Annotated in this window: 15 protein-coding genes and 1 other annotated feature; of the genes, 12 read left to right on the top strand and 3 right to left on the bottom strand. The window is 43.6% G+C overall.

Translation table 11 applies throughout. The features are described from left to right. The first annotated feature begins 8 nt into the window (after nt 1-8). The 12 genes from MHH89_RS08230 (at nt 9) to MHH89_RS08175 (ending at nt 12,909) form a co-directional block, all read left to right on the top strand. Nucleotides 9-497, top strand: a complete 489-nt coding sequence (locus MHH89_RS08230) for a YfbM family protein (RefSeq protein ID WP_076130031.1) — start codon at nt 9-11, stop codon at nt 495-497. 159 nt (nt 498-656) lie between these two features. Further along, complete coding sequence (locus MHH89_RS08225; RefSeq protein ID WP_076281723.1) at nt 657-1,112, top strand: DinB family protein; 456 nt, start codon at nt 657-659, stop codon at nt 1,110-1,112. Between the two features lie 524 nt (nt 1,113-1,636). Continuing rightward, on the top strand, nt 1,637-2,629 hold the full coding sequence (locus MHH89_RS08220) for a helix-turn-helix transcriptional regulator (protein ID WP_341086801.1): 993 nt from the start codon (nt 1,637-1,639) through the stop codon (nt 2,627-2,629). Nucleotides 2,630-2,825: 196 nt separating this feature from the next. Next, nucleotides 2,826-3,060, top strand: a binding site (T-box leader). 130 nt (nt 3,061-3,190) lie between these two features. Continuing rightward, nucleotides 3,191-4,057, top strand: a complete 867-nt coding sequence (locus MHH89_RS08215; RefSeq protein ID WP_340033164.1) for a GNAT family N-acetyltransferase — start codon at nt 3,191-3,193, stop codon at nt 4,055-4,057. 200 nt (nt 4,058-4,257) lie between these two features. Then, nucleotides 4,258-4,818 (top strand): MarR family winged helix-turn-helix transcriptional regulator, encoded by a 561-nt coding sequence (locus MHH89_RS08210; RefSeq protein ID WP_076279322.1) that lies wholly within the window; start codon nt 4,258-4,260, stop codon nt 4,816-4,818. Nucleotides 4,819-4,934: 116 nt separating this feature from the next. After that, entirely contained in the window at nt 4,935-5,438 is a 504-nt protein-coding gene (locus tag MHH89_RS08205) for a hypothetical protein (RefSeq protein ID WP_175619959.1), read from the top strand. Between the two features lie 2 nt (nt 5,439-5,440). Beyond that, entirely contained in the window at nt 5,441-6,307 is an 867-nt protein-coding gene (locus MHH89_RS08200; RefSeq protein ID WP_340033163.1) for an SDR family oxidoreductase, read from the top strand. A gap of 549 nt (nt 6,308-6,856) precedes the next feature. After that, a complete protein-coding gene (locus MHH89_RS08195; protein WP_076130036.1) occupies nt 6,857-8,998 on the top strand; it encodes a peptide ABC transporter substrate-binding protein in 2,142 nt (713 codons plus the stop codon). Nucleotides 8,999-9,073: 75 nt separating this feature from the next. Further along, the gene (locus MHH89_RS08190; RefSeq protein ID WP_036687660.1) at nt 9,074-10,036 is read left to right on the top strand and encodes an ABC transporter permease; all 963 of its coding nucleotides are present in this window, start codon (nt 9,074-9,076) and stop codon (nt 10,034-10,036) included. A 36-nt stretch (nt 10,037-10,072) separates the two neighbouring features. Beyond that, nucleotides 10,073-10,975 carry an ABC transporter permease gene (locus tag MHH89_RS08185; RefSeq protein WP_081383373.1) on the top strand — a complete coding sequence of 301 codons (903 nt, stop codon included), beginning with the start codon at nt 10,073-10,075 and terminating at the stop codon, nt 10,973-10,975. A gap of 1 nt (nt 10,976) precedes the next feature. Beyond that, the gene (locus tag MHH89_RS08180; protein ID WP_076130037.1) at nt 10,977-11,963 is read left to right on the top strand and encodes an ABC transporter ATP-binding protein; all 987 of its coding nucleotides are present in this window, start codon (nt 10,977-10,979) and stop codon (nt 11,961-11,963) included. Then, complete coding sequence (locus tag MHH89_RS08175) at nt 11,953-12,909, top strand: ABC transporter ATP-binding protein (RefSeq protein ID WP_076130038.1); 957 nt, start codon at nt 11,953-11,955, stop codon at nt 12,907-12,909. Before MHH89_RS08180 ends, MHH89_RS08175 begins: the two co-directional genes overlap by 11 nt. 142 nt (nt 12,910-13,051) lie before the next feature. On the opposite strand, the gene MHH89_RS08170 is transcribed toward MHH89_RS08175, so the two are convergent. The 3 genes from MHH89_RS08170 to MHH89_RS08160 all read right to left on the bottom strand — a co-directional run bounded on the left by MHH89_RS08170 (nt 13,052) and on the right by MHH89_RS08160 (nt 15,568). Continuing rightward, nucleotides 13,052-13,759 (bottom strand): DsbA family protein, encoded by a 708-nt coding sequence (locus MHH89_RS08170; protein WP_036687653.1) that lies wholly within the window; start codon nt 13,757-13,759, stop codon nt 13,052-13,054. 108 nt (nt 13,760-13,867) lie between these two features. Then, nucleotides 13,868-14,614 carry an HAD family hydrolase gene (locus MHH89_RS08165; protein WP_076098782.1) on the bottom strand — a complete coding sequence of 249 codons (747 nt, stop codon included), beginning with the start codon at nt 14,612-14,614 and terminating at the stop codon, nt 13,868-13,870. A gap of 36 nt (nt 14,615-14,650) precedes the next feature. Beyond that, a complete protein-coding gene (locus tag MHH89_RS08160; RefSeq protein WP_036687649.1) occupies nt 14,651-15,568 on the bottom strand; it encodes an ArsR/SmtB family transcription factor in 918 nt (305 codons plus the stop codon). Nucleotides 15,569-15,601: the final 33 nt, after the last annotated feature.

Genomic DNA, 15,601 nt, shown 5'->3' with positions numbered 1-15,601 from the left:
ATGACAACATGGGAATGCGTGGATATTACTTTGCTATGGATGACAACCTAGTGCAGCAAATTGTTACAGGCGACATTGCATTGAATAGCTTGAAAATAGACGATTATCCCGGACTGGACATTGATAGATCCTGGGAGGCGATTCACTACTTGCTTTGTGGAGTTATTTCCGATGGAGATGCCCCTCTTAGTTATGTTGTTCCGCTGACATCAGACAAAGGCATCGATTTTGGCTCATTCGGGGCGTTTTCCTTACGTGCCAAGCAAGTTGCAGAAGCGCATCAGGTTATTTCTGAGCTGGATGAAGCGCAGCTCCGCTTGCGGTATGATTTCCCGGCCATGGTTAAGGAAGAAGTATATCCTCTTGAACCTGATATTGTTTCAGACGAGGATAAGGATGCGTTCTTTGCCTACCTGCTACAGCATTTTAACGAAATCCGGCGCTTCTACAGCCAAACTGTAGCCGAGGGCAAAGGTCTCATCTTTTATATTTTCTGATTCTAACCAAAAGACGACACACGTCTCCTGATTCCATTGAGCGAGATAAAAAATAGAACCTTTGACTGATGAAGATTATGATGATTTGTGAAATAAATGACCAATTACGGGAAACGGTAGGTTCAATTAATCCAATGAGACGAAGAGGGGGAAACGAAAATGAAGACGATCAAGTGTATGATGGACCACCTGTACTGGGCGGACGCACAAATCTTAGAAGCGCTCGAGGAGAGTGAGATGAAGAACAAGGACCTTCTGAAGCTGGTTCGGCATGTCGCGGTTGCGGAACGAGTCTGGCTGTCCCGATTGCAGGGCAAGGGTAGTGCGCAATATTCGTTGTGGGAGGAAGCAGAGGACCTGACGGCGATCCGAACGGAGTTCGAAGAAAACGCCGAGAAATATCGTGTGTATATCGAAGGGCTCGAGGAATCTGATTTGGACGTGAGGGTCGATTATGCGAACCAGAACGGAGTCCCGTTCCAAACGTCCGTCCGGGATATCTTGTCGCAGGTCATTTTACATGGGCAATATCACCGGGGACAGATCAACCGGGCACTTCGGATGGAATTGGCAGAACCTGTCCAAGTTGATTACATCACGTTCGCCAGACTCTAACAGGGTCTAATCATCACCATTACCCGGAATGAGATGGGCATTGAACTCCTCCGAAATGATTTAGTTTACTCATGCAGGCTCATGAATTCGTAGGATTTTACCTTTAGCTAAATGTGAGATAAGAAGGAAATTGAAGAGGCGGTGGCTTGGAACAACTGTAAGGGCATGTGATTTTCACTCCCATGTCTCAACGGGTCCGAGCCCTTTTGTTTAATGCCTCCCGATACTCCATGCTTCTTGTCCATCCTCCGAATGCATGACACGCTTAAGCTGCTTGCGGAAATAACTTTGACAGAACGATAGGGTTATACACCGACCACTAAATGCAAAGAGGAAATCTGAGATTCAATATGTATTCCTTAACGATACAAACGAAATAGTGGTACCGTTTCATGATGAGATTCCGAAATAGTAGGACCAAAACGTTTGAATTGTCATCTCTTTTCCGCAAGTAGAATCAAGCAATGCAAATTCCATTACTCTACAATGACTATAGAGTGGTTGAAACGAGGTGAACAGACCAATTGTACGAGTGGCACAAGCAAATCCAAATAATCGTTAATGAAATTGACGAGTGTATTAAGAATCGTAACAGTGAAGCAATAACGCTACGATTTCTTTCTCACAAGTTAGGTTATTCCGAATTTCATGCTACGAGAAAATTTAAGGAAATATCGGGAATGCAATTTAGGGATTATCTACGGCATAGAAAATTAGCCTTTGCACTAAAAGAGGTTCGGGATAGTGAAAAGAGCATTTTGGATATTGCTTTTGATTATGGTTTTTCATCACATGAAGCTTTTACCAGGGCTTTCAAGGGAACATATGGTGTAACTCCAAGTGAATACCGGAAAAAGCCTATGCCTGTCGCCCTTCGTACAAAAATAAACTCTTTCGACCGCTACTTTTTCGGATTTGGAGAGATTGGTATGATGAAATCTACAGATGATCTTAACATTTATTTTGTAACCATTCCCACTCACAAATTTTTGCACATTAAAAACTATGAGAGTAATGGGTATTGGGATTTTTGGCAAAAGCAAAGTCTTATTACGGGACAGGACTGCGAAACAATTTGCGGCTTACTCGATAGTATCAAGGGCAAATTGGATGACGATGGCGGGAGTGAATCTAACGGTGGCAGCGGTCAGATTATGGCTTACATTAATGACCCGGATGGCAGACTCTGCGATTGGGGTATTCCACGTACAGAGTGTTTTGGTGTACGTCTTCCTTTTGATTATAAAGGTGAAGTACCTCCACAAATGCTTATGATTGATGTTCTCGAAGCCGAGTATATTGTTTTTGAACATGGACCATTCAATTATGAGCAGGAAAATCGTAGTGTAGAGGAAAAGATGGAAAGGGCAATGGCAACTTTTAATTTTGCAGACACTGGTTACTGCTTTGATACTTCCCCTGGGAGAATCATTTACGTTTATCACGATCCGGAGCGGTTTTTGAAGTATATCAGGCCAGTAGTGAAGTTGACCTCTAAGCTAATCGAAACAGATTAAGCAGGTAAGTAAAAGGTTGGTGCTATGTGCTGATGAAGAAAATAAGCAGACCGGAGTGTAGTCTCCGCATTCATATCGTCGCATGATTAGTTAGATTATCTGCTTTAGAAGCAATATAAGTTTAAAGGTCCTTATTGTTGTTTGAATTATTGACAGAAAATTCCTATTGTCTTATATTAAACTTAATTAATAATTACCAAATGCGATGAAGAGGACAAGTAGATCTGGAAAAGCCGTTCAGAGAACTGCCGGTTGGTGCGAGGCAGCGGATATCCGAATCCAAAAATCACCTCAGAGCAGTCCCCCGAATTATAGTAGATGGGACCGGGATTCTACCGTTACAAAGAAGCATCGTTGTTGGACGATGGCAAAGAGGGCGTTTATTATAAACGTCAATCAGGGTGGTAACGCGGAGCAACTCCGTCCCTAATGGGATGGGGTTTTTTGCGTCTTCATAAATTAATTATTAAATTGGCAGGCGAAAAATGAACAAACCGTAAGAAGAACGATTAGTTCGAAAAATCCGGAAAAACGTTGACCAGATGAAAGGGGGATATTGCAATGCAATTCAAGTTGTATACGGATGTCTATGAGTTTTACAATGATACCTATGGTATGTTGATGCGTCATGAAGCACAAAATTTGATTCCTCTTGGCAATATCATAATTGGACATGAAGGAAAAGACAAAACAGACTGGCGTGACCCTGTAAATTGGCTTATGGTAACGATTTCAGATGCTAGGGGCATACAACTTACCGCCATAATGACACCGCCACACAATATTACGCTTTATGCAACAGACAACATAATTAACCCAGAAGCTATAAACTGTCTGGTAGATGGGCTGAAAGACCGTGAAATTCCAGGTGTGATGACCGAAAAAACCTTGGCAGAGTATTTTGCCAAAGAATATACTTTGCGCAAGGGAACAACCTTTAAAACAATCATGACCCAACGTATATATGAACTTACGGCAGTAAACCCAGACATTCAAAAGGTTGGTATCATTCGATTGCTAGATAAAAAGGATATTCACTTTTTCCCATACTGGGCTGAAGCATTTTATGCAGCGGGGAGTTATGGTAAAACAGAAATGTCCATCCCGCAAGATGCAGACCCTTACCTCTACCGAATAGCATCGAAAAAACTATATATTTTAGAGGACAACGGGATACCCGTTTCTATGGCAGGATATACAAGGGAGATGCAGACGGCTATTGGCGTGGCATTTGTATATACCCCTCCATATGAGCGCGGAAAGGGTTACGCAACTTCAATTGTGGCGCAAATAAGCCAACTTGCATTGGATAAAGGGTTTACTAGATGCGTCTTATATACCGACTTAGCAAATCCCACATCTAATAGCATTTATCAAAAGATAGGCTATATGCCAATCTGTGATTCGCTTCAGTTAAAATTTGAATAGTAGAATGATGCGGACAGAACTTCTACTACTTTTGAAAATAAGAGCAGAATATTCACTACGGATTGAAGATCTTGAAGGTCGATTGATCAAGCTTTGGGAGAAATATAGAGTTACAACCAAATCCAACTGTTTAACTCCGGGGTTGACGAGGTATAAAAAAATGAGTTGACACAAAAGTAGTTAGGGACCATACTACATATATGAACAACAATAATAAAAAAATAAACGACATTGAGGCTATTCCCTCGCTTGTACAATCCAAGCGTCAGATTGATCGCTATAACCTAGACATAGACGCACAGGCTATACTCGTCGCGTCTAGGCTAATGGCAGCGGGAGCCATGCTTGGACACGCCTCGGAGATTCATTTCTCTAGATTCGGTTTATCAACAGGGCGTTATCGTTTATTGGCAGATCTTGAAGATAACGAAGGAGAAGAGTTGCCTTCGCAATTAGCGGAGCATCTAGGCGTTACACGTGCTACAGTGACTGGTCTTATCGACATTCTTGAACGAGATGGGCTAGTATCTCGGCGATTAAGCTCAGACGATGGCCGTCAGAAATCAGTAGTTTTAACGGAAGAAGGAGCGAAGAAGCTCCGTGAAATGGCTCCTGAGCATTTCGCTCGGCTGGAAGCTATGGTGGGGTTGCTCAACATCGAAGAACGCAGCGTATTTCTCGACTTGCTAGGTCGAGTTACACAAGGCATTTCAGCACTTACGGGCGAATTAGGCTCGAAACCAAAGGGGAAACATCAGTAATGAGTAGAATTGGGCTAGTGAAGCTAGCCTATTTTTACTCTTATATAGTTAGGCGCCTAATTATAGTTCGCTGAAATCAATCGTTGAACTATTTCAAAGAAGAAGGGAGCAAGTAAATGAACCAGATGAAATACCCGAATCAGACAGATGATGTTTACAGCATCAAGGCTGTTGGTTCCAAGAAAAAGACTTTTGTACTATGGCGTGAAGTTGTAATGGCCTATGCTGCTCCTGCCATTATGGCAGGTATCGGGGGATTGGTTACTGCAGATAGGGGGCTTCAAATAGCGGCATTGACCACTATTGGCGGTGCATCCGCCTTGATGGCCTTGATGATTGGACTTTTGTTGCATAGTCGAGTGGGCCATTTGCGATGGGTCATCGGTGCACCTCACTTGGTTGTGGTAGGGGTATTCGCAATGGCCGGGTCCTCATTTGGGCTATACGCTGCATGGGTAACATCTGTTGTAGTAGAAATTATGATACCGAGTAATCACTTGGTCTGGGTAAATCGTGTCTGGATCGATTTCCCGTTGTCTGGATTCATAGCGAGCACGATAGTGACATGGCGGTGGCGACTTGCCGTCACAACTAATTTTTCATCCAAAAGGAGAAGATAAAAATGATAGTTATTATGGGAGCAACAGGTACGATTGGAAGTGCGCTTTTGGAACGTTTGGTTGATCTTGGTGTACCTGTCAGGGCGCTGAGTAGAGAGCCAGAGAAGTTGCGTGATCAAATCGGAGAAAAAGGCCGATCGACTACTGAGGTCGCAAGGGTAGATGCTTCCGATCCTGAATCGCTGCGACGCGCGTTTACAGATGCTAGCCAGCTCTTCCTTGCCATGTCCAACAGTCCAAGACAAATCGAATTGGAAACCTCAATCATTCAGATTGCCACCGAATCTGGAATCAAACATATCGTAAAAATATCCAGTCCAGCCTTTGAGCAGAGCGCTCCAGTGGCAGTGGCGGGCTGGCATCAAGAAATTGAGAACACGTTGAGGGTATCGGGTATCACCCATACCGTATTGCGCCCTTATGCGTTCATGCAAAATTTAATGCGCTTTGCACCAACGATCACAACCCAAAATGTTTTCTTCGGCTCTATGGGCGTTTCACCGTGTAACTTTATTGACTGTCGCGATATTGCAGACGTTGCCGTAGAAGTTCTGACCAACGACAAGGTATCAGGCCATATATATACGCTTACTGGTTCGGAGATTTTCAGTTATCCCCAGATCGCGAGTCGACTATCTGCCCTGCTTAATCGGCCGATAAGTTACATCAACATGGACCCTCAAGTACTACTCCGTAATCTTATTGAGCATGGGAATCTGCCTCCTTGGCTCGCGAACCACGTTGTGGAAATTCAAACCATGTCTAGGATGGTGCCAGAAAGTCCAAATGACACTGTGAAGCGTTTACTCGGCAGAGATCCACGCACACTAGACGCCTTTCTACATGAGTGTTTAGATAATTTCCGGTAGAGGCGGAGTCCACCTATTCTGATATTTGTATCGATAACAGTATTTTATTCCGATTCCCATATCTAAATGGTTCAGAGTGTATCCCAAAGGTCATAAAATGACTGCCGGGATGCACTCTTTTTATTATGTCCTAAGGAACTCAACTCATAGAACTAGTTCTTCTATAGCATTTATATCAGCATTACAAGAAATAAGCTAAAATTCGTCAATAAGTTAGTATTATTTACGAAATAACACTAAAAAAGCTAATAAAAAATTAACGAAAAATTCATATTATAAGATTAAGTTATATTAATAATAACTAGTTATGCTAACTAACGTAACTTTTTTTCTTGACAATCTTTGTGGAAAATTTTAGAATGTAAGCGATTACTCTTAGTTTCCTAAGTGATATTCAAAAGAAGACATTCGTAAGTTCACAAACAAACATCGGAGTTTAAATTTAGGGGGGCAAAGCATGAAAAGGTGAAGGATAACATCATAGATAACAAGATAATAAAATGTTAGTTTTTTTGTTTCATGACTATGTATGAGGGGGTTCACTTGAGGATGAAAAAAAAGAACGCGTTCTTAGCTCTACTTCTGTCATTTTCTTTGTTATCTGTGACTGCTTGCAGTAATTCCTCTAATAGTGCCAATGAGAACGGTAAAAATGCTGCAGGTAATAGCAATACTTCGGTAAAAGCAACCAGTGATGTGGGTCAAACGGCAGTTAAGAATGAGGGCGCTTCTGATCTTGAAATTAAAGCGGGAAGTTCGGTAACCGTTTTCAATCCAAAGATCCCGACGCTCGATCCTACACAATGGCAAGGACAAATTCTGGTAGGGCAAGGAACTTTGCTCGAAGGGCTTTATGGCTACAATCAGGATAATGAAATCGTTCCGAAAATTGCGACAGGTTATACCGTTTCAGATGACAAAAAAACTTGGACGTTTACCCTCCGTAAAGATGCCAAATGGTCAAATGGCGATCCTGTAACCGCCCATGATTTTTATTTTTCTTATATGTATCAATTGGATCCAGCTAACACAACCGCACAACTTTGGCTAAGCGTACTTAATTTTGTGAAGAACGGATATGCATACCATGCCGGATCTGTAAGTAAAGAAGAAGTTGGTCTAAAAGTAGTTGATGATTACACGCTGGAAATTACGACCACGCTGCCTCACGCTATTCTGGGGGATATGGTTCTTTCCGGGTCGATGCCTATGAATCCTAAAGCGGTCGAAGCGAACCCTGGTAAGTGGTTTGAACCGGGGAATTTTGTGAGCAATGGCCCTTACATGGTTAAATCTTTTACACCTAACGGTGAACTCGTCATGGTGAGCAATCCGAATTATGTAGGTGCAGCCGGCCAGCTTAATCACGGCAATGTAGAGACCATCCATGTTCTTCCGGCGACAACCGTGCCGGTGGAGGATTATATGTCCGGCCATGCAGATGTCGTTCTAATCCAAAGCGCGTCTGATTTACAATACGTGAAGAAAACGGAGGAGCTAAAGTCCCAGCTGTATACTGCAGCGACTTATGCGATCAAATATTTGCTCTGGAGCAACCCGACAACGGAATCTCCATATGACAAAAAAGAGGTGCGCCAGGCTATCGCCAAAGCGATCCAGCGTAAACCGATCGTAGAATCGGTGCTGAACGGCATGGGCGGGGCGACCAATATCTTTGCTTCACCAGGTTGGCCAACGGAAAAACTGGAGCAAGGACTTCCGGAAGATCTCGAGGCAGCCAAACAATTATTGAAGGATGCTGGGTATGAAGGCGGTAAAGGTCTGCCAACCCTATCGTTGTATGTTGGGGTCAAGCAAGTAGATGCTCAGGGTGAACAAATCGCTTTGGCGTTAGGTCAATTACTGCAACAAAATCTTGGTATCAAAACAGAGCTAGTTCAGCTCAATGAGGCGCAGTTTAACGCTTATCAGTACAGCGGACCTCAGGGCGATGCAAAACCAGGCTTTATTCTGGCGTCGGGCGCAACCAACTGGAGTGAACCAGGAAGTTTGGACATGGGTGCAACGCAGCAACTATATTCCATAGGAACACTGGATGCCCCGCTAGAAGCTACGAAACAATTCGTGGATTGGACCAAGGAAACTTATTATAAACCGGCCATTGAAAAATATGGGGATCCGGATAATAAGAACGCCGGTGTGGAATGGAGCGACTGGGCAGCATTAGAAAAAGCTGCTAAAGAGGATATCGCCTTTTTGGATAAATGGACAGCAGAGCAGCCTGCAGATTGGCAGCCTTATTTGAAACAACCGGGGCTTCCAACGGCCGCTGAACAATGGCAACAGATTGTAGACCTTTGGAAAAATGCTAAAAATAACGATGAAAAACATGCCGCCTTTGTAACCGCTTGGACCTTCGTAGCACCAAACGCGCCAGGTGGCAAGTTGAATCAAAATGCACTTGATGTACAGGTATATTACAACAGTTATCAATCTGATACCTTAAGAGATTTGAGAATGTGGCAAGCGCAATTCGTAAATGCGCTGACCGTCGAAGACGCTGCTCCTATCGCGGCTAAGGTAGTTAATAACCTGCTCGAAGAAGCTTATGCTGTTCCGTTGTATTATCAACAGCAATACTTCTTGGTAAAACCCGGCATTACAGGAGTGCAATCAAATCCTTGGGCATGGGGCAACTTCTATGGGCTACATCTTTTATCTGTAGAATAATCCTAAATGGGTTGAATAATTACCAATCGCGGGCGCCAATTATGGTGCCCGTGAATCGGTAAAGGAGGGTCGGATTTGACCATATTGAAATTTATTTCAAAGCGCATTTTACAAATTATTATCACTTTAATCTTGGTCATTTCAGTTAGCTATACCATGATGTATTATTCACCTGGCGGTTTCATGAATACGAATACCATGGCTACGGCACTGGCTCCGCTGCAAGGGCAAAACCCTGTTCTCTATCAACAAGTCATGGACCAGTTTCAAAGCCGGTATGGTTTGAATTTACCGCTGTGGCAACAAATCATGAAGTATATATGGCATCAATTAACCTTCGATTTCGGTAATTCGATGCAGAATCCGTCTTTGCAAATTGCGACTCAACTGAAGCAGGCTTTGCCGATCAGTACACTTTTGGCCTTTGGATCTGTTGTTCTTTCGGTAATTATCGGGGTTCCGCTTGGCATTATTGCAGCACTCAAACGTAACACTTGGATTGATTATGTGGTAAGCACCATCTCATTGACGGGTCAGGCCATTCCGGCATTTGTTCTCGCGGTGATTATGGTTTTGTTATTTGGTGTTGTGTTTCAAGGAATTCTGCCTGTAACGGGATGGGGTCACTGGAGGCAAGCAATTTTGCCGATTATTTGTTTATCTGCGGCGAATGTCGGTGTTGTTGCCAGATATATGCGGGGCAGTCTGATCGAAACCATGAGGTCGGATTTTATGCGAACCGCAAAAGCTAAGGGTGTCAAATATTGGCCGATGATTTTTAAGCATGGTGTCAAAAACTCGCTGACTGCGATGATAACCGTCATCGGACCTCAATTTGCTTTTACAGTGATGGGCACGATCTGGGTGGAGCAAATTTTCGCCATTCCAGCGCTTGGTCAGGTGATGCAGACGGCATTTACCAGTTTCGACTATCCGCTCGCCATCACATCTGTATTTCTGCTGGGATCCATGATTATGATTATGAATTTACTCGTTGACATTATTTATGCCTTTATTGATCCGCGTGTCAGATTATAAGCGGCACAGACTATACGAACCTAGGAGGGGGAGCAATTGGCTGGCACAGTTGCAGCAACTCAATCGGATGTAGCTTTGAAGAGAAAAAAGAATCTTCAGAGATCCCAGTTTTATCAAGGTTGGAAGCGATTTAAAAGACATCGTCTTGCCGTTATTGGTTTGGTCTGGGTTATCCTTTTTTTGATCGCGGGGATCATTGGACCTTGGGTGGCCCCATATGACTATCGCACGGGAGATTTTTTGGCTATCAATCAAGGGCCGACCTGGCAGCATATTTTTGGTACGGATAATGTGGGGCATGACATGTTCAGCCAGATTCTGTTCAGTGTTCGAAGCGCTCTGATTATTGCTTTTGGCGCGACTTTGGTCAGCTTCATTATCGGGATCATATTGGGCTTGTGGGCCGGATTGCGCGGCGGAATCGCCGATATGATTATTATGCGTGCTGTGGATTTTATGATGACCTTGCCGGGATTTTTGTTCGCCTTGATATTAGTCATTATGCTGGGACGTGGGTATTTATCTTTGATTCTAGCAATTGGAATTCCGGGTTGGGCGGGGTATGCACGCTTGATCCGAAGTCTGGTCCTAAGTATGCGGGACGGGGAGATGGTGGAAGCGGCAAGAGCGTTAGGCGCATCTCAGGCGCATATTGCCAGACGGTATATGTTGCCGAATGTTATCGGCAGTATGGGTGTCTCTCTCGCCTTCGGGATTCCCGGTGATCTCATCCAGATTGCAGGCTTAAGTATTTTTGGCATGGGGCTTCGGCCGCCAATCCCTTCATTTGGGAGTATGATTGCTCAAGCCAGTGAGAATATTCTCGGCTTTCCATGGCTGCTGTATTTTCCGGCAGGTATCTTTGCAATAACCTTGCTTTCGTTTCTGTTTGTAGCAGACGGTCTCCAGGAAGCATTCAGTCCGAAAGGAGGCAATTAATATGGGTGAACCGCTACTTTCTATTGATGACCTTCATGTGAAGTTCTCCCGCAGTGAAGATGAAGTTTATGCCGTAAACGGCGTCAGTTTTTCGATCAATGAAAATGAATCCTTGGGGATTGTTGGTGAAAGTGGCTCCGGTAAGTCAGTTACATTGATGTCATCAATTGGGCTCATCCGTGAAAATGGAAAAATAACATCGGGGACAGCTCAGTTTAATGGTAAGGACTTACTTAAAATGCGTCCCAGACAATTAGAAGATATTCGTGGACGTGACATCGGCGTTGTTTTTCAAGATCCGATGACCAGCTTGAACCCGATCATGCGTATCGGGGATCAAATAATGGAAGCCATGCTGACACATCAATATGCAAACCGGAAGGAAGCTTTTGACCGAACCATTCAGCTCTTGCATGAAATGGGGATTCCGGATCCTAAATCACGGTTTAAAAGTTATCCTCACGAATTTTCCGGGGGTATGCGCCAACGTATCATGATTGCTATTGCTTTGGCATGTGAACCGCAATTATTGATTGCCGATGAGCCAACAACCGCGCTTGATGTCACTGTGCAGATGCAGATTCTTGCACTATTGCAGGAATTGCGCAGAAAACATGGGATGAGCGTAGTGATGGTAACGCATGATTTTGGCCTTGCGACCAACTTTTGTGACAAAATCATCGTGATGTACGGGGGCCAAATCATGGAGAAAGCCACTACGGACAAGTTCATAAGTGAGGCGGCGCATCCCTATTCACTTGGATTGAAACGCTCCATTATCGAAGTGGGCCACAAGGGAAAAGAAATAATGCCTATTCCAAAGACGGCAAAGACACTTACACAGACATTGACCGGCTGCCCATTTGCCGATCGTTGCTTCTATACAACTGAACGGTGTCAGAATGAAGTTCCCAAGCTTCGTGATTTTAGCACCGATCATCAGATCGCCTGCCATCATGCTGAGGAGGTCGCTTCCTATGCCCAATAATCCGCTCTTGCGCGTAGAAAATGTCTCGAAAACTTTTCGGGTACAAGGAAAAAAGCTGCATGCCATCGAGAATGTTTCTTTTACCCTGGAAGCGGGGAAAACACTGGGGCTTGTTGGGGAAAGTGGCTCAGGAAAATCAACCTTAGGGCGAATGGTTCTGCGTCTACTCGAATCTGACAAAGGAAAAATATTTTTTGAGGACGTGGAGCTCTCAAAGGCAAATAAAGAGAAGCTGCGGGCGATGCGCCGGGATATGCAAATTATTTTCCAGGATCCCAAGGCGAGTCTCAGTCCGAGAATGACGGTAGGAGACGCTATTGAAGATGCAATGGCTATCCACAAAATTGGAACTAAAGTAAGCCGGCATGAGCGTGTGATCGAATTACTTGAGCGGGTCGGTTTGCCTTCTGAAGTCCAATACGCTTATCCGCATGAACTGTCAGGTGGACAATTGCAGCGGGTTGGGATTGCCAGAGCGTTGTCACTGAATCCCAAATTGCTCATTTGTGATGAACCGGTGTCCGCATTGGATGTATCTATTCAGGTTCAAGTCATTCAATTACTAAAGGATTTGCAGAAGGAGTTTAACCTGACTTATATCTTTATTTCGCATAATTTGGCAGTAGTGGAGTATTTGAGTGATGATATCGCGGTTCTTTATTTAGGAGAGGTGGTTGAGCAAGCTCCGGCGGATGAATTGTTCAAGAAACCTACGCATCCTTACACGCAGGTCCTGCTAAATTCGATTTTGAAGATTCCGGATAGTGTGGAGCAGAAGCAGCAGATGGTATCGATTCAAGGCGAGGTGCCATCACCGCTTAATCCACCAAGTGGCTGCACTTTTCATCCGCGGTGTTCTTTTGCCTCGGATGTATGTATGGCTGTCAAGCCTGAACGGAAAATCGTGTCAGAAGGCCATAGTGCCGTGTGTCATTTGGTAGAATAAGCAGTGGCTTAATTAAGTAATCAGCAGATGACTTCTGTATATCACAGAAGTCATCTTTTTTAATTCATACACACAAAAAAGCCCTGTAAGAAGGTCACTTTTTTCAAAGTGAACAGCTTATAGGGCGCAGTTTAAAGACTGATTACTGCTTGTCAATCGCTGCTGCTAACCCTTCATACGAAGAATCCTGAAGCAGCACTCCGTTCACCATAAATTTAGGAGTACCGTTGACTCCGTAGGAACCAGCGATCTTAAAGTCTTCTTTTACATCGAACATATAGGTATGATTCTTGAGATCTGTTTCAAATTGGGCGTAATCAATGCCCTCGATGTTATTCTTAACGAATTTTAAAATGAATTTCTGAGTGGCCCAAATTTCGCTCTCATCGCCTTGATTAGCGTACAGCTTATGAAGGTATTCCCAGAACTTCTCGTTGCTTTGCTTGTAGATGGCTTCGCCGGCGCTAGCGGCAAGATAAGAGTCCCGGTCCAAAAATGCAAAGTTCATGAAGAAAAGTTCCACTTTTCCGGTATCTACGTAGTCTTTAATAAAAGTATCCAGATACTTTTCAGTCCACATTTTGCAGGCGGGACATTTGAAATCTGCGAATTCGATAACTTTAACTTTGGCATCAGGACTTCCAAGATGAGGTTGCTTCTCATATTTCAGCCCATCAACAACAATGCTTCCCTTTACGTCGGTGTAGTTGGGTAGATCTGCTGTATCATCAGTCTTATTGCTTAAGATGAAAACAATTACAGCGAGAAGGATTACAACAACGACACCTAATATCATGGGAAGCAAAGGTCTTTTGGTCTGAGATTGTTTAGCTGACACTTTCTTATTCATATCTCACCTCCTAGACAATATAGGAATACTATAAAAATAGTATAATCATCCAGTAGGTAGTGAAGATATGTCATTTGTAACAATGCTACGTAACGTTGTAGCTAGTTATTAGTTTTTGAATTTAGCGGCTGAGCGAATGACAGGGGGCACCTCGTGGATGGACGAAATAGTCATCACGGCTTGCTGCATCTCTTGCTCCAGCTCGATAAGGTTATAGCTCCATTCATTTTGCTGCTTCAGGTAAATACTGTTGATGCCTGCGGTAACTGCGGGAAGTACATCTGTACGTAACGAGTTGCCAATCATCCAGGTACGTTTGCGGTCAAAGCTTTGGGTAGCCAAAATATTTTCAAGCGCCTCAACATTTTTATGCTTCCGAATATAGATACGATCGTCAAAATAAGCATCCAGCTTCATTTGTTCAATTTTACGTTGCTGAATGGTGTCGTCCCCGCCAGTATACAAGAATAAATGGTGACCCTCTTGCTTCAGCGTATCGAGTGTTTCAACCATGCCAGGGTAAGCTTCAATTTCTTGGTCATAGACGCTTAGGCCGAGCTTGTGTAATTGCTGCTCTTGAAAGCGATCTGTCGGACGGTTATATTTGGCGCAGAAATAACGGTAGGTGGCGATTAAGGATTTGGGAAAGTTGTCGCTGGCCAGGCCACTTGTGTTGACGGTATCAACATCAATTTCTATTTGCTTGCTGCGTAATTCACTGGTGCTTGGACCAAATTCATTAAACCAATCAGTCATGAGCTCGAAATATTGCCCTAAAATTAAATCGAAATATTTGTTGCAATGAACCAGCGTATCATCTAGATCGAAAATTACTTGTTGAGTTGTGTATTTCATATCTCTCACTCCTTGGATCTGTATCTGTATAGTGTTCTATAGGTGAATATAAGATTCTAGAAACATTTGAAGCTCAGAAGCGCCGTCTGGACGGATACTGAAGCGCTCGTCTTGTTCCCCGCGAAGATGGATACGGAGTAAACCGGCTACGCGTAGGATCATTAGGTGATGCATAAGCATTTCTCTGGATTGATTTAGATCGGACTGCATCTCCCATAGAGATTTGGGTTCATGGGCGACATACCGAAGCAATCGGAGTCTGGTTGGATCTGACAGTGCCTTGGTCATGCGCAATAGCACCATCGGTGGTTCATTTTCATCTTCCAATGGCACATCTACAGGATACTGTACAATCACCATAGTTTTGTAGAAGCAGTAGGTGTTAATTGGTCGATTATGAACGGTAGGCAATAATACTATAGTCTTAAGATCCCGTATATCCTCGAAAACTACACCACCGGATGCATATTCAATTAAAGAAATAGGGTCCATTTTGCTTTCCAGCATTTTTTTCTCAGAGGCATCTTCAATTAATAACGGTAAAATCTTGTGTTCTACATGACGAAAATATTGCTCATACCAGAGTCTAAGAAGCGGACTATAGCTGCTCTTGATCCGGGAAGCTTCATCTATGGTGAAATCATGAATTAACGGTGCGATCTGCTGATAACACTCTTCTATAGAAGCTGAATCCAGATCATCCAGGAAATGCAGCACTGATGTTGCGGGCCCTCGGCTGTAAACCCAAGCATATAACACATCATAATCTGTAAATGGCCACTCGGCAGCTTGCATGAGAGCTGTTACTTTATGAGGAGTAATGCGATCTTCCACATCACTAACCCAGTGGGGACCGAGGTCTAAATTGGAGATCCATTTTCTGGTTACATATATCATAAAACTGTCCAACAGTTCATAAACCGGCGATACGTCGATTTTTAATTCGTAATCCATGTAACATGCACCCCCAGAAATCCGTAACTTCTC

Origin of the sequence: Paenibacillus sp. FSL H7-0323, from assembly GCF_038002725.1 — a bacterium.
GTDB classification, from domain to species: Bacteria; Bacillota; Bacilli; order Paenibacillales; family Paenibacillaceae; genus Paenibacillus_AQ; species Paenibacillus_AQ odorifer.
The sequence above is the reverse complement of the archived record's forward strand: the minus strand, read 5'-3'. Positions and strand labels throughout refer to the sequence as shown.

What these genes read in the sequence shown, in the direction of transcription:
- MHH89_RS08230 (WP_076130031.1), top strand. Translation starts at nt 9, where the DNA reads ATGGGAATGCGTGGATATTACTTTGCTATGGATGACAACCTAGTGCAG.
- MHH89_RS08225 (WP_076281723.1), top strand. Translation starts at nt 657, where the DNA reads ATGAAGACGATCAAGTGTATGATGGACCACCTGTACTGGGCGGACGCA.
- MHH89_RS08215 (WP_340033164.1), top strand. Translation starts at nt 3,191, where the DNA reads ATGCAATTCAAGTTGTATACGGATGTCTATGAGTTTTACAATGATACC.
- MHH89_RS08210 (WP_076279322.1), top strand. Translation starts at nt 4,258, where the DNA reads ATGAACAACAATAATAAAAAAATAAACGACATTGAGGCTATTCCCTCG.
- MHH89_RS08205 (WP_175619959.1), top strand. Translation starts at nt 4,935, where the DNA reads ATGAACCAGATGAAATACCCGAATCAGACAGATGATGTTTACAGCATC.
- MHH89_RS08200 (WP_340033163.1), top strand. Translation starts at nt 5,441, where the DNA reads ATGATAGTTATTATGGGAGCAACAGGTACGATTGGAAGTGCGCTTTTG.
- MHH89_RS08195 (WP_076130036.1), top strand. Translation starts at nt 6,857, where the DNA reads ATGAAAAAAAAGAACGCGTTCTTAGCTCTACTTCTGTCATTTTCTTTG.
- MHH89_RS08180 (WP_076130037.1), top strand. Translation starts at nt 10,977, where the DNA reads ATGGGTGAACCGCTACTTTCTATTGATGACCTTCATGTGAAGTTCTCC.
- MHH89_RS08175 (WP_076130038.1), top strand. Translation starts at nt 11,953, where the DNA reads ATGCCCAATAATCCGCTCTTGCGCGTAGAAAATGTCTCGAAAACTTTT.
- MHH89_RS08170 (WP_036687653.1), bottom strand. Translation starts at nt 13,759, where the DNA reads ATGAATAAGAAAGTGTCAGCTAAACAATCTCAGACCAAAAGACCTTTG.
- MHH89_RS08165 (WP_076098782.1), bottom strand. Translation starts at nt 14,614, where the DNA reads ATGAAATACACAACTCAACAAGTAATTTTCGATCTAGATGATACGCTG.
- MHH89_RS08160 (WP_036687649.1), bottom strand. Translation starts at nt 15,568, where the DNA reads ATGGATTACGAATTAAAAATCGACGTATCGCCGGTTTATGAACTGTTG.